This is a genomic window from Aeromonas sp. s4 (assembly GCF_040907855.1).
GTDB classification, from domain to species: Bacteria; Pseudomonadota; Gammaproteobacteria; order Enterobacterales; family Aeromonadaceae; genus Aeromonas; species Aeromonas caviae.
Genome location: NZ_JBFOCP010000033.1, coordinates 39,024 through 53,176 on the forward strand (window position 1 = coordinate 39,024; position 14,153 = coordinate 53,176).

Sequence of the window (14,153 nt, forward strand, 5' to 3'; positions counted from 1 at the left end):
TAGGAAACGCCTGAGATCAGGCAAGTGGCTTCGCAGAAAAAATAGGCAACCCCTGGTGAATTCTTCCCAAACGCTGGATCTGGTTCGTGTGGCTGTGCCGGTGCCGTTACGCCGTCATTTCGACTATCTCTCTCCCCTGCCCTTGCCTGCCCCCGGTTGCCGGGTCGAGATCCCGTTCGGCCCGCAGACCCTGGTCGGTCTGGTGGTGGATCACCCGACCGAGAGCCAGGTCCCCCGCAACAAATTAAAGCCCTTGAAGAGGGTGCTCGACAGCGCCCCCGTGCTGGGGCCCGACATCCTGGCGCTGATGAACTGGAGCGCCAGCTACTACCAGCACCCGTTGGGAGAGGTGCTGCCGCACGCCCTGCCAGTGCTGGTGCGCAAGGGGGAGCCGGCCGCCTATCGCGAGCTGGAGTTCTGGTTCGCCACCGAGGCCGGCATGGCCATCGACCTCAACGAACTCAAGCGGGCAGCCAAGCAGCAGCAGGCGCTTGCTCTGCTGCGCAAGGGGCCGCAGACCCCCTCCGCCCTCAAGCAGGAGGAGATCCAGAGCGCCGCACTCACTGCGCTGGAGAAGAAGGGGCTGCTGGAGAAGCGCTTGCTGGAGCCGAGTCACGACGGCGACTGGGCTGCCCGTTTTGAACCGGGGGAGGGGCTACGCCTCAACGGCGAGCAGGCGCTGGCCGTTTCTGCCGTTACCAGTCAGAGCGACAAGTTCGGTGCCTTCCTGCTGGACGGCATCACGGGCTCCGGCAAGACCGAGGTTTACCTGAGCATCCTCGAACCCCTGCTCAAGGCGGGCAAGCAGGCGCTGGTGATGGTGCCGGAAATCGGCCTCACCCCGCAGACCATCAACCGCTTCCGGCGCCGCTTCAACGTGCCGGTGGTGGCAATGAACTCGGCCATGAACGATCGGGAGCGGCTCGACGCCTGGCTCGCCTGCCGCGACGGCGCCGCCGCCATCCTGATCGGCACCCGCTCCGCGGTGTTCACCCCGTTTCACAACCTCGGCATCATCATCATCGACGAGGAGCACGACGGCTCCTTCAAGCAGCAGGACGGTTTTCGCTACCACGCGCGGGATCTGGCGGTGATGCGGGCCCATCGCGCCGGCATTCCCATCCTGCTTGGATCTGCCACCCCGTCGCTGGAGACGCTGCACAACGCCCGCAGCGGCAAGTATCACCACCTCACTCTCACTCGCCGCGCCGGCAACGCCCAGACCGCTCGCCAGGTGATCCTCGACATCAAGAGCGTGCGGCTGCAGGCGGGGCTCTCCCCCCAGCTGGAGCAGCTGATGGCCGAACACCTGGCTGCGGGCAACCAGGTGATGCTGTTTCTCAACCGCCGGGGCTATGCGCCGGCACTCATCTGCCACCAGTGCGGCTGGAGTGCCGCCTGCGAGCGCTGTGACGCCTGGTACACCTGGCACCAGGCCGGGCGGCGGCTGCACTGCCACCACTGCGACAGCGTGCGCCCCCTGCCCCACCACTGTCCCGAGTGTGGCAGCAGCGAGCTCATCGGCTCCGGGGTCGGCACCGAACAGCTGGAGCAACTGCTTGGCACCGTGTTCCCCCAATATCCGGTGGTGCGCATCGACCGGGACAACACCCGCCGCAAGGGGGAGCTGGAGACGCACCTCGGCGACATCAAGGCGGGCAAGTACAAGATCCTGATCGGCACCCAGATGCTGGCCAAGGGCCACCACTTCCCGGATGTGACCCTGGTAGGGCTGCTGGATGTGGATGGCGCCCTGTTCAGCGCCGATTTTCGCGCCGCCGAGAAGCTGGCCCAGCTCTACACCCAGGTGGCGGGCCGTGCCGGTCGCGCCAGCAAACCGGGGCTGGTGGTGCTGCAGAGCCACCATCCCGAACACGCCCTGCTGCAGGATCTGACCCAGAACGGTTACGGCCACTTCGCCGACACGGCGCTGAAAGAGCGCCGCCTGCTGGGGCTGCCACCGTTCAGCCATCAGGGACTGTTCCGGGCCGAGGCCAACGGCCGCGACGAGGTACAGCTGTTCCTCAGTCGTCTCGCCGATACCCTGCGCAGCGCCCGCTATCCCCAGGTGCAGGTGCTGGGACCCATCAGCGGCTTCATGGAGCGCAAGGCGGGCAAGTTTCGCATGCAGCTGCTGGTGCAGGGGCCCAGCCGGGCGCCACTGGCCCAGTTGCTCGACTGGGCAGTGACGGAGCTGGAGGGGTGGCCCGAGACCAAGCGGGTGCGCTGGAGTCTGGATATCGACCCCACGGAACTGAACTAGCGCGGCTCTGCCAGCACGGCCTCCGCCAACACCCTGGCCTGTTCCAGAGCCAGGGGCTGCTCATAGCTGTGGGCCATCACCACGGCCCCTTCCAGCAGCAGGCATAACCCGGTGGCCTGCACCTCGGTGCATTCGAGGGCCTCCCTGACCCAGTTCAGCAACGCCCGCTTGTGGGCCACCACCAGCTTGCGTACCGGGTGGCGAGGATCGGAGAACTCGGCGCTCGCGTTGATGAAGTTGCAGCCGTAGAAGTCGCTGCGGCCAAACCAGTCCGCAAAGCCATCGAGCAGCGCGAGCAACCTGGCCTCCCGCCCCGATACCCCATCCATCCTGGCATCGAGCAGGGCAAAGAACTCCGCATCCCGCGCCATCAGCACCGCTTCGATCAAGGCATCCTTGGTGGGGAAGTGGCGATAGAGGGTGCGTTTGGTACTGCCCGCCTCGGCCCAGATGCGATCGATGCCGGTGGCGTGAAAGCCGTGACGATTGAACAACCGATAGGCTGTCGTCATCAGCTGTTGCCGTTTGTCGCTCATGGTGACTTTCCTCTTGAAGTACACCGATCTGTCTACCTAATGTCGCAGGCTGGATCAAGTGATCCAGCACAGACAAGGAGACAGGAGATGGAAACAAGACGATGGCGAAGTGCCTGGCTGGCAGGGCTCGGTGCCTGCCTGGCCATAATGTTGCTCGGCTGGCTGGAGATGAGCTGGCAGTCAACCCTGTTGATGGCACCGTTCGGGGCAAGCTGTGTGCTGCTCTTCTCACTGCCGGACAGTCCGCTGGCCCGTCCGCAGAACGTGCTGGGAGGCCACCTGTTATCGGCCACCGTGGGATTGGTGGTGCAATTGCTCCCGCTACCGATGGAACTCAAGCTGGCGCTGGGTGTGGGCCTGTCCATTGCACTCATGCAGGGACTGGGGCTGATCCACCCCCCCGCCGGAGCCAATCCACTGTTGATCCTGCTCACCACCCAGTCCTGGCCTTTCCTCTGGCAAACAGTGCTGCCCGGCGCCTTGCTGCTGATCATGGTGAGTCATTGCGCCAGGCGGCTGCAAACGTCACGGCTCACACCCACATAAACAACGAGGGGGCCTTGGCCCCCTCGTTGTTTAATAGCAAGGCAAAGATGGCTTATTCGGCGATCTGGGAGACCCCGGTCAGGCGTACCTCGACCCGGCGATCCGGGGCCAGACAGGCGATCATCTGCGCCTTGGCGCCATCCGGGCAGCTGCCCCCGGTCACGGGCGAAGACTCTCCCCGCCCTTCGGCACGCACCTTGTCGGCAAACAATCCCTTGGCGATGAGATAATCCGCCACCGTGCGGGCACGCTGTTCGGAGAGGGACTGGTTGTAGGCCTCCGAGCCGATGCGGTCGGTATGACCGATCACCGTCGCCACCCCGTCTTTCGGATTGGCCGCCAGGATCTGGGCAAACAGGTTGTCGAGGGCCTGGCTGGCGGCCGGCTTCAGGGTCGCCTTGTTGAACTCGAACAGCACATCGGAATCCAGGCTGAACTGCTTCTCCACCAGCACAGGGGCCGGGGCGGGCGCAGGTTCGGGCGCAGGCGTTGGTGCCACCGGCTCGTCGCCGATCTGGCCGAAGCGATAGAGCATGCCGACCGACAGCAGGCCGTTGTCCATCTCGATGCCTGACTCGTCGAGGGAAGTCTTGCCCAGGGGTGTGGTGTACTGGTATTCGAGGCGGGCGGCCCAATCCTTGTCGATGGCGTATTCGACCCCCAGCGCCCCGACAAAGGCGGCACCATGATATTTGTTGCCCTCATGGGATTCGGAGAGGCTGCTGGTGCCATCGCTGGCCCTGACGTTGAGTGAGCTCTCGGTCCAGGCATAGGCCCCCCCGAGACGGCCGTAGATATCCAGTGCCGAGGTTGCAGGCAGGATAATCTTCATGGTGGCCTGCACCATCTGGGCCTTGGCCTCGCCATCGAGTGCGAAATCAACCCCGTTGCCCGAGTAGTGCTTGTCCACCTGATACTTGCCGAGCCAGTCATAACCGAGCTCAACCGCCACGTTTCTGTTCACCTGATAACCGGCAAACAGCCCCAGACCGAGATCATCGCTGTTCTCGTTCACCTTGGTCGCATCGAACAGCTCTTCGACCTGAGCGTTGTAATCCACCCCGTAATAATTTGACCAGCCGGCCTTGCCGCCGACATACCAGGTGTTGTCCTGGGCGGCAGCCTGCACCGTCCCTGTTGCCATCAAAGCGCCGATCAGGACGGCGAGCATAGATCTGTTCATGGATGAGCCCCTGCAATGAATTGTTATGACGCGGCTGCGTCTCTCTTCCCTGACGGGGCCCTGAACCCAAGCCCCGCATTCAGATTATCCCATCTGCAACCAGCCTCAAACGACCAGGGACTCAGGAGTGTGATATTGGCGACATTATCAGCCACCGTGCCCCCAATCATGGGGGCCGACGCGTTGCCCATAAAAAAACGAAGAGCCGGGCTCTTCGTTTTTCATCTGGCAAGGGGATGGCTCACTGACTGCCCTGGCTCGCCAGGAACAGCCGGTAGGCGGGATCCTCGCTCACCTCTTTCCAGCCGTAGCCAATCTCGTGCAGGTAATCGTGGAAAGCCGCCACGTCCTCGTCCGGCAGCTCGAAGGCACAGAGCACCCGGCCGTAGTCGGCGCCGTGGTTGCGGTAGTGGAACAGGCTGATGTTCCAGCGGCAGCCCAGGGTCTCGAGGAAGCGCATCAGGGCCCCCGGCTGCTCCGGGAACTTGAAGCTGTAGAGACGCTCACCGAGGGGCCGGGCCGGGCGGCCGCCAATCATGTAGCGCACGTGGTTCTTGGCCAGCTCGCTCTCGGTCATGTTGACCACCGGATAACCGTTGCCGCCGAGCTGATCGATGATCTGGCCCAGCTCCTCGTCACCGCCGGTGAGGCGCACCGAAACGAACAGCGACGCCTGCTCGGCATCCGCATAGCGGTAGTTGAACTCGGTCACCATGCGCGGCCCCAGCTGACGACAGAAGTCGAGGAAGGCCCCCTTGCGCTCGGGGATGGTCACCGCCAGCATGCCCTCGCGCTTCTCGCCGATCTCGCAGCGCTCGGAGACGTAGCGCAGGCTGTGGAAGTTCACGTTGGCGCCGGACAGAATGGCCGCCATCCGTCCCCCTTTCACCTGCTCTCGCTCGCTGTAGGCCTTGAGGCCTGCCAGGGACAAGGCCCCCGACGGCTCGGCGATAGCGCGACAGTCATCGAAGATGTCTTTCAGTGCGGCGCAGATCTGGTCGTTGGAGACGGTCACCACCTCGTCCAGATACTGGTTGCACAGGCGGAAGGTCTCCTCGCCGATGCGCTTGACCGCCACCCCGTCCGCAAACAGGGAGACCCGCTCCAGATTGACCGGCTCGCCGGCCGCCAGCGCCGCCTTGAGGCAGGCGGACCCCTCCGCCTCCACCCCGATCACCTTCACATCCGGCAGCAGCTGCTTGATGTAGACCGCCACCCCGGCGGCCAGGCCGCCGCCGCCCACCGGCACGAAGACGTGGGTGAGGTGGGTATCCTGCTCCAGCAGCTCCTTGCCGATGGTGCCCTGGCCCGCGATCACCTCGACGTCGTCGAACGGCGGGATCAGGGTGTAGCCCTCCAACTCGGCGAGTCGGCGGCTCTCGCCGTAGGCCTCATCGAAGCTGTTGCCAAACAGCATGACGTTGCCGCCCTGACGGCGCACCGCGTCGATCTTGATGTCCGGCGTGGTCTTGGGCATCACGATGATCGCCTTGATGCCGAGCTTGGCGGCCGACAGGGCAACCCCCTGGGCGTGGTTGCCGGCAGAGGCGGCGATGACGCCGCGTTCTTTCTGCTCCTGGGTCAGGGTGGCGATCTTGTGGTAGGCGCCGCGCAGCTTGAAGGAGTGAACCGGTTGCAAATCCTCCCGCTTCAGGCTGACGTGATTGCCGAGCCGCTCGGAGAGTTTCTTCAGGGTTTGCAAAGGGGTGACCCTCGCCGCCTCGTAGACGGGGGAGAGCAGTACCTTGCGTAGATAATCCGCCGCAGAGACCATGGTTTATACCCCCGTCTCGTGGCGAAGGGCGTGCAATGCGCCCATATCATGACAGTTCATCCTCTCACTCCCCCAGCAGGGTGCGATCGCGCACCGCGCCCTTGTCGGCGCTGGTGGCGAACATGGCGTAGGCGCGCAAGGCAAAGGAAACCTCGCGCTGACGATCGACCGGCTTCCAGCCACGGGCAGAGACGGCGGCGCGACGAGCAGCCAGCACGCTGTCTGCCACCTCCAGCACCATGCTGCGGGCCGGGATGTCGATGTTGATGATGTCGCCATCCTCCACCAGACCGATAGTGCCACCGGAGGCCGCCTCCGGGGAGACATGACCGATGGAGAGACCCGAGGTACCGCCGGAGAAGCGACCGTCGGTGATGAGGGCACACGCCTTGCCCAATCCCATGGACTTGAGATAGGTGGTGGGATAGAGCATCTCCTGCATGCCGGGGCCCCCTTTCGGGCCCTCGTAGCGGATCACCACCACTTCACCGGCTTTCACCGTGCCGTCCAGAATGCCGCTCACCGCGCTCTCCTGGCTCTCGAATACCCGGGCCGGGCCGCGGAAGGTGAGGTTCTCCTCGTCCACCCCGGCGGTCTTGACGATGGCCCCGTTGAGGGCGAGGTTGCCAGCGAGGACCGCCAGGCCACCTTCCTGGCTGTAGGCGTGCTCGAAGGAGCGGATGCACCCCTCGGCGCGGTCCAGATCCAGCTCGGGCCAGCGGCAATCCTGACTGAACGCCTTGGTGGTACGGATGCCGGCAGGGCCTGCACGGTAGAAGTCGTGAACCCCCTTGTCATTGCTGCGGCTGACGTCATATTCGGCCAGCAGCTCCACCAGGGAAGTGCCCAGCACGTTGCGGGTATCCCCGTGCACCAGGCCCGCTTTTTCCAGCTGACCCAGGATGGCGACCACGCCGCCGGCGCGGTGCACGTCTTCCATGTGGTACTTCTGGGTGGAAGGCGCCACCTTGCACAGCTGGGGCACCTTGCGGGACATGCGGTCGATGTCGGCCATGGTGAAGTCGACGCCCGCCTCCTGGGCTGCCGCCAGCAGGTGCAGCACGGTATTGGTGGAGCCGCCCATGGCGATGTCGAGCGCCATGGCGTTCTCGAACGCCGCCTTGGTGGCGATGTTGCGCGGCAGTGCCGAGGCATCGTCCTGCTCATACCAGCGCTTGGCCAGAGTGACGATGCGCTGGCCCGCCAGCTTGAACAGCTGCTCGCGATCGGCGTGGGTCGCCAGCAGGGAGCCGTTGCCCGGCTGGGAGAGACCCAGTGCCTCGGTCAGGCAGTTCATGGAGTTGGCGGTGAACATGCCGGAGCAGGAGCCGCAGGTGGGGCAGGCGCTGCGCTCGATCTGATCGCTCTGTGCATCGGAGACCTTGGGGTCGGCGCCCTGGATCATGGCGTCCACCAGATCCAGCTTGATGATCTGGTCGGAGAGCTTGGTCTTGCCCGCTTCCATGGGGCCGCCGGAGACGAAGATCACCGGGATGTTGATGCGCAGGGCAGCCATCAGCATCCCCGGGGTGATCTTGTCGCAGTTGGAGATGCAGACCATGGCGTCGGCGCAGTGGGCGTTGACCATGTACTCCACCGAGTCGGCGATGAGTTCGCGGGACGGCAGGGAATAGAGCATGCCACCGTGACCCATGGCGATGCCGTCATCCACGGCGATGGTGTTGAACTCCTTGGCGACGCCGCCGGCGGCCTCGATCTCCCGGGCCACCAGCTGGCCGAGATCCTTGAGGTGGACGTGGCCCGGCACGAACTGGGTGAAAGAGTTGACCACGGCGATGATGGGCTTGCCGAAATCCTGATCGGTCATGCCGGTGGCACGCCAGAGGGCGCGGGCCCCGGCCATGTTACGTCCGTGGGTGGTGGTGGCGGATCTCAACTTCGGCATTGTCTCTACTCCCTGAATGCCCCTGGGGCGCATTGTCTTTCAACATGAATGTGTGATTCGCGGATCGGGAATCGATCCTGGTGAAGGCACCTCGGGGAGCCTTCACCGGAAGCGACTCGGGGAGGCGTGACGCCTCCCCGCTATCATCAGTCGTTGACCGGCGTCAGCCAGCCCCACTTGTCTTCGGTCTTGCCGTTGAACAGGCCGAAGAAGGCGTTCTGCAACTGCTCGGTCACCGGGCCACGGCAACCGGCGCCCACCTTCATCCGATCCACCGAGCGCACCGGGGTCACCTCGGCCGCCGTGCCGGTCATGAAGATTTCGTCTGCGACATACAGCGCCTCACGGGGCAGCGCCTGCTCGCGCACCTCGTAACCCAAGTCGCGCGCCAGCGTCATGATGGTGTCGCGGGTGATGCCGGGCAGGATGGCAGCGGTGGCGGGCGGGGTGAACAGCACGCCGTTCTTCACCAGAAACAGGTTCTCCCCCGCCCCTTCGCTCAGATAGCCGTTCACATCCAGCGCCAACCCCTCGGCGAAGCCGTTGCGCTTGGCCTCGCGGCTGATGAGCTGGGAAGAGAGATAGTTACCCCCCGCCTTGGCACCGGTCGGGATGGTGTTGGGAGCGAGCCGGTTCCAGGAGGTGACGCACACATCCACCCCGTTTTTCAGCCCCTCTTCTCCGAGGTAGGCGCCCCAGGGCAGGGCCGCGACCATGAGGTCGGCCTTGGCATCCAGCGGCGGATGCAGCCCCAGCCCCACGTTGCCGACAAAGGCCAGCGGGCGCAGGTAGCCGCTCTTCAGGCCGTTCTCGCGCACCACGGTGCGGCAGGCTTCATTCACTTCGGTCTCGCTGTAGGGGACGTCCATCCAGTAGATCTTGGCGGAGTCGAACAGGCGGCGGGTGTGCTCCTGCAGGCGGAAGATGCAGGTCCCCTTGGGAGTGTCATAGGCCCGCACCCCCTCGAACACCGAGGAGCCGTAGTGCAGGGCATGGCTCATGACATGCACCTGGGCATCCTGCCAGGGGACCAGCTTGCCGTTGAACCAGATGTATTGGGGGTGGGCGGCGGATTGGGAAGGCTGTGACATTGGCTTGGCTCCTTAAGCTCTGATCCGGGGTTGCTGTTCCAGTGCATCGACCCGGGAGACATCCACCAGCTTCACCAGCTGGCTCCACAACTGCTGGATGGGACGTACCGATTCGACAGTAACCGTGATCCGCAGCTGTTGGCAATCCTGCTCCATGTTGAGGGCGCAGAGATTGAAACCGCGGTGACGGACCACCCGCAGCACCCGTTCCATCACTTCGGGTCTGGGTTGGGCATGGATTTCCAGGGTGCTGGTATTGAGCTGGTTCATGGGCGTTGCTCCATCATCTTGTGGTTGGCGACTCCTGGCGGAACCAGGGGCCAGACATTTTCTTCCTCTGAAATAGCCACATGCAGCAGATAGGCACTCTCGCTCGCCAGCAGGCGATCCAGTGCCGGACCTATCTCTTCCTTGCATGTGATGGTCTCGCCGGGAATGCCGAAGGCGGCAGCCAGGGCGACGAAATCGGGGTTGTCGGACAGATTGGTCTCGCTGTAGCGACCGTCGAAGAACAGCTCCTGCCATTGGCGCACCATGCCGAGGCGCTGGTTGTCCAGCAGCACCATCTTCACCTTGAGCCGGGCCCGGCGGATGGTGCCGAGCTCCTGCACGTTCATCATGAAGGAGCCGTCGCCGCTCACCAGCACCACCTCGTCATCGGGGCGCGACATCTTGGCGCCGATGGCGGCGGGCAGGCCGAAGCCCATGGTGCCTAGGCCGGCACTGGACAGGTGGTTGCGCGGGCTGGTGAAACGCATGTGCTGGGCCACCCACATTTGGTGCTGACCCACGTCGCAGGCCACCACGCTGGTGTCAGGCAGCTGGCTTGAAAGCTCTTTGAGCAGGGCCGGGGCGTAGATGGCCTGACCCGGATGGTCGTAGCGGAAGGCGTATTCCCGAGCCATGATGGCGCAGTGCTCGCGCCAGGGGTCGAGGGTCAGCGTCATCGCCAGGGCGGGCAGCACACGCTTGAGATCCGTGGTGATGCCCACATCGGCGGCGCGACGCTTGCCGAACTCGGCGGCGTCCACATCCAGGTGGATCACCTTCGCCTCGGGGGCAAATTCCTCCAGCTTGCCGGTCACCCGATCATCGAAACGGGCGCCTACCACCACCAGCAGATCGCACTGCTGTACCGCCAGGTTGGCGGCCTTGGTACCGTGCATGCCGAGCATGCCCAGATAAACGGGGCTGTCGGGGTCGAGGGCACCTATCCCCTTGAGGGTGGTGACCGCCGGCATCCCCGTGGTGGCGGCAAAGTCGCGCAGCTGCTGCTCGGCATTGGCCATGCCCACCCCGCCGCCGACGTAGAGTACCGGACGCTCAGCTCCGGCCAGCAGGGTACGGGCGACCGTCAGTTCGGCCGGATTCAGGGGGTCGGGTTCCTCCACGGCAAACAGCGGGCTTTGAGAGGGAACGGCGGCCAGTTGCACATCCTTGGGCAGGTCGATGAGCACGGGGCCCGGACGCCCTTCGGTGGCGATGGCGAAGGCTTCGGCAATGACCCGTCCCAGATCCGCCGGGTCCGTCACCATGAAGGAGTGCTTGGTGCAGGAGAGGGACATGCCGAGCACGTCCACTTCCTGAAAGGCATCGGTACCGACGGAGGCGCAGGGCACCTGGCCGCTGATGGCCACCAGCGGTACAGAGTCGAGCAGTGCCTCCGCAAGGCCGGTGACCAGGTTGGTGGCGCCGGGGCCAGAGGTGGCGATGCAGACCCCCACCTGACCGGAAGCGCGGGCATAACCCACCGCAGCCATGGCGGCACCCTGCTCGTGGCGGCAGAGCTGATGGGCCAGGCCACCGTCATACAGGGCGTCGTAGACCGGCATGATGGCCCCGCCCGGGTAACCAAACACCTGGGTCACACCCTGTTTCTTGAGAGCCTGTACCAAAAACTGCGCGCCGTTCATGTGGAAAATCCTGTCCTTTGGTCGAAAAAAAACCCCCGGGCCGTGAGGCTCGGGGGTCGCTTGTTTCGTTCTGTCCGGTGGTGGGTCTATCCCTTGTTCCGTGCAGCCAAACGAGCCCCGAGCGGTGAGATAATAATCACCACTAGGACCACAATAATGCTGACGAAACGGGAGGCCATGTTCATAGTTACAACCGGAAATCCTGTGAAATGGGAGCGGAGCTTGCCGCGAATGGCTATTAGAACTAGCACGGTGATTTTTATTGGGCAAGCACTTTTTACCTGACAAGACTCTGATTTTAACTGCTCTGAAACCTGACAACTGGAACAAAAAACTAATAAAAAACGGTTAACCAGCATATACATCAAACCAAGGACGGTATTTATGTCATTAGCTGTTGTTTATAGCCGTGCCAGCCTGGGGATAGCGGCGCCGCAAGTCACGGTGGAGGTGCACCTCTCCAACGGCCTGCCCGCCTTCAACATGGTGGGGTTGCCGGAAACCTCGGTGAAGGAGTCGCGGGATCGGGTGCGCAGCGCCCTGCTCAACGGCAATTTCGAATTTCCGGCCAAGCACATCACCGTCAACCTGGCCCCTGCGGATCTGCCCAAGGAGGGGGGCCGTTTCGACCTGGCCATCGCCATCGGCATTCTCGCCGCATCCAAGCAGATACCTGCAAAATACCTGCTCGATCACGAATTTTTAGGGGAATTGGCCCTGACCGGCGAGATCCGCCCCGTGCTTGGGGTGCTCCCCTCGGTGCTCGCCTGCCGCGACGCGGGGCGCACCCTGCTGGTCCCACGGGAGAACGGTCCGGAGGCTTCCCTCATACAGGATGCCGAGGTGCGCACCGCCCACCAGCTGCTGGCGGTCACCGCCTGGCTGGCGGGCCAGTACGAACTGCCGCTGCCGGAACCCCAGAGCGCGGAGACCCTGCCCGACGTGCCGGATCTACAGGACGTAATCGGTCAGTCCCAGGCGAAGCGGGCGCTGGAGATCGCCGCAGCTGGCAGCCACAACCTGTTGTTCATCGGCCCCCCCGGCACCGGCAAGAGCATGTTGGCCAGCCGTCTGCCCGGCATTCTGCCACCGCTGAGCGAACAGGAGGCGCAGCAGACCGCCGCCATTCACTCCATCGGCGGCCTCACCCCCCGCGCCGGCCACTGGCACCACAGGCCGTATCGCACGCCCCATCACAGCGCCTCGGCGGTGGCGCTGGTGGGCGGGGGTACCCATCCCAGGCCTGGCGAAATTTCCCTCGCCCACAACGGGGTCCTGTTTCTGGATGAACTGCCGGAGTTCGAGCGCAAGGTGCTCGACTCCCTTCGCGAGCCGCTGGAAACCGGGCACATTACCATCAGTCGTGCCGCCCGCCAGGTGGATTTTCCCGCCCGCTTCCAGCTGGTGGGTGCCATGAATCCCAGCCCCTGCGGCCATTATGGCGACGGCCAGACCCGCTCCAGCCCGGATCAGATCCTGCGCTATCTGGGCAAGCTCTCCGGCCCCTTTCTCGATCGGTTCGATCTGACGGTAGAGGTCCCGCTCTTGCCCAGGGGAAGCCTGACCGGCAAGGCGGAGCGGGGGGAATCGAGCCAGCAGATACGCGAACGGGTGCTGGGGGCGCGAGAGCGCATGCTGAGTCGCAGCGGAAAACTCAACAACCTGCTGGATAGTCGTGAAATCGAAGATGTTTGCAGATTATCGCCACAGGATGCCGAGTTTCTGGAAGGTGCCATCCAGAAGCTGGGGCTCAGCATCCGGGCCTGGCACCGCATCCTGCGGGTATCGCGCACCATCGCCGATCTGGCGGGGCACGCCACCATCGAGAGAGCGCATCTGATCGAAGCCCTGGGCTATCGTGCCATGGACAGGCTGTTGTCACGGCTGCGCGGGGGCCAGTGAGCGGGGGAACGGCAGCAGCCACCTCCCGACCCGGAAAGGGCGCCACCATGGTCTAGTCGTGGGCCGGCTGATATTATGGCCACAGATCTGACCACTTGGTTGCCATCCACCGATACGAAGACGGATTCCACCATGCCCAACAAGCTGATAGAGCGACTGCGCGGCAGCCTCTCGACCCTGCTCTATTTCATCAACACCCTGTTCTGGTTTGTCCCCGTCCTGCTGCTTGGCCTCATCAAGCTGCTGCTGCCCTTCAAGGGGGGGCGACGTCTCTGCAACACGCTCCTGGACGGTTGCGCCACCCACTGGATAGGTTTTAACAATCTGATCCAGAAAACCATCATCAACACCCCTTTCGATGTGGTCGGAGTGGACAAAGGGCGCCGGAATGAGTGGTATATGGTGATTGCCAACCACCAATCCTGGGTCGACATACTGGTATTGCAGCGGATTTTTAATCAAAAAATCCCCTTCCTGAAGTTTTTCCTCAAGAAAGAACTGATTTGGGTACCTTTTCTCGGTCTGGCCTGGTGGGCGCTGGATTTCCCCTTCATGCGGCGTTATTCCCGAAAATTTCTGGAAAAGCACCCGCATCTGAGGGGAAAAGACATAGAAACCACGCGCAAGGCGTGTGCCCGCTTCCGCCATATGCCGGTGAGTGTGATGAACTTCGTGGAAGGGACCCGCTTCACCGTCGGCAAGCACGACAAGCAAGGGGCACCCTATCGTCATCTGCTGCACCCGAGAGCAGGGGGCATCGCCTTCACCCTGGCGGCCATGGGGGATCAACTGCACAAGCTGGTGGATGTGACCATCGCCTATCCCGGCGGCGTCCCCAGCTACTGGGACTTCATGTGCGGTCGGGTCAAGGAGATCAAGGTTCGGGTCCGCTTTCTGCCGATCGAACGCAATCTGGTGGGGGATTACTTCAATGACCCCGAGTTCCAACAAGAGTTTCAACAGTGGTTGAACGGGATCTGGCACGAGAAGGACCAGACCCTGGATAAGCTGCTGGCGGACAAGACGCAGTAAGACACTC

The 14,153-nt window shown here is 63.6% G+C and carries 11 protein-coding genes; 4 read left to right on the plus strand and 7 right to left on the minus strand.

From position 1 onward, the window contains the following. Nucleotides 1-55 precede the first annotated feature (55 nt). Nucleotides 56-2,263, plus strand: a complete 2,208-nt coding sequence (gene priA / locus AB5Y89_RS10645) for a primosomal protein N' (RefSeq protein WP_368223731.1) — start codon at nt 56-58, stop codon at nt 2,261-2,263. Here priA and AB5Y89_RS10650 read toward each other — a convergent pair. Beyond that, complete coding sequence (locus tag AB5Y89_RS10650) at nt 2,260-2,799, minus strand: helix-turn-helix domain-containing protein (RefSeq protein ID WP_323924547.1); 540 nt, start codon at nt 2,797-2,799, stop codon at nt 2,260-2,262. The two genes, priA and AB5Y89_RS10650, sit on opposite strands and share 4 nt — an antisense overlap. A 150-nt stretch (nt 2,800-2,949) precedes the next feature. Between AB5Y89_RS10650 and AB5Y89_RS10655 the strand changes: the two genes are divergently transcribed. Continuing rightward, nucleotides 2,950-3,345: an HPP family protein gene (locus AB5Y89_RS10655; RefSeq protein ID WP_183150027.1), complete on the plus strand. Its 396-nt coding sequence runs from the start codon at nt 2,950-2,952 to the stop codon at nt 3,343-3,345. Nucleotides 3,346-3,397: 52 nt separating this feature from the next. On the opposite strand, the gene ompA is transcribed toward AB5Y89_RS10655, so the two are convergent. The 6 genes from ompA to ilvG all read right to left on the minus strand — a co-directional run bounded on the left by ompA (nt 3,398) and on the right by ilvG (nt 11,212). Further along, complete coding sequence (gene ompA, locus AB5Y89_RS10660) at nt 3,398-4,528, minus strand: porin OmpA (protein WP_043153418.1); 1,131 nt, start codon at nt 4,526-4,528, stop codon at nt 3,398-3,400. Nucleotides 4,529-4,769: 241 nt separating this feature from the next. Beyond that, nucleotides 4,770-6,302, minus strand: coding sequence for a threonine ammonia-lyase, biosynthetic (ilvA, locus tag AB5Y89_RS10665; RefSeq protein WP_041211987.1), 1,533 nt, complete (start codon nt 6,300-6,302; stop codon nt 4,770-4,772). A 64-nt stretch (nt 6,303-6,366) separates the two neighbouring features. After that, complete coding sequence (gene ilvD, locus AB5Y89_RS10670) at nt 6,367-8,208, minus strand: dihydroxy-acid dehydratase (protein WP_202044772.1); 1,842 nt, start codon at nt 8,206-8,208, stop codon at nt 6,367-6,369. A gap of 146 nt (nt 8,209-8,354) precedes the next feature. Next, nucleotides 8,355-9,299, minus strand: a complete 945-nt coding sequence (locus tag AB5Y89_RS10675) for a branched-chain amino acid transaminase (protein ID WP_052815778.1) — start codon at nt 9,297-9,299, stop codon at nt 8,355-8,357. 12 nt (nt 9,300-9,311) lie between these two features. Beyond that, a complete protein-coding gene (gene ilvM, locus AB5Y89_RS10680) occupies nt 9,312-9,569 on the minus strand; it encodes an acetolactate synthase 2 small subunit (RefSeq protein ID WP_010676086.1) in 258 nt (85 codons plus the stop codon). Beyond that, entirely contained in the window at nt 9,566-11,212 is a 1,647-nt protein-coding gene (ilvG, locus tag AB5Y89_RS10685) for an acetolactate synthase 2 catalytic subunit (protein WP_368223733.1), read from the minus strand. Before ilvG ends, ilvM begins: the two co-directional genes overlap by 4 nt. Nucleotides 11,213-11,596: 384 nt before the next feature. Between ilvG and AB5Y89_RS10690 the strand changes: the two genes are divergently transcribed. Then, entirely contained in the window at nt 11,597-13,114 is a 1,518-nt protein-coding gene (locus tag AB5Y89_RS10690) for a YifB family Mg chelatase-like AAA ATPase (protein WP_052815775.1), read from the plus strand. Nucleotides 13,115-13,246: 132 nt separating this feature from the next. Further along, nucleotides 13,247-14,146 carry an acyltransferase gene (locus tag AB5Y89_RS10695; RefSeq protein ID WP_221436309.1) on the plus strand — a complete coding sequence of 300 codons (900 nt, stop codon included), beginning with the start codon at nt 13,247-13,249 and terminating at the stop codon, nt 14,144-14,146. The last annotated feature ends 7 nt before the right edge of the window (nt 14,147-14,153 follow it).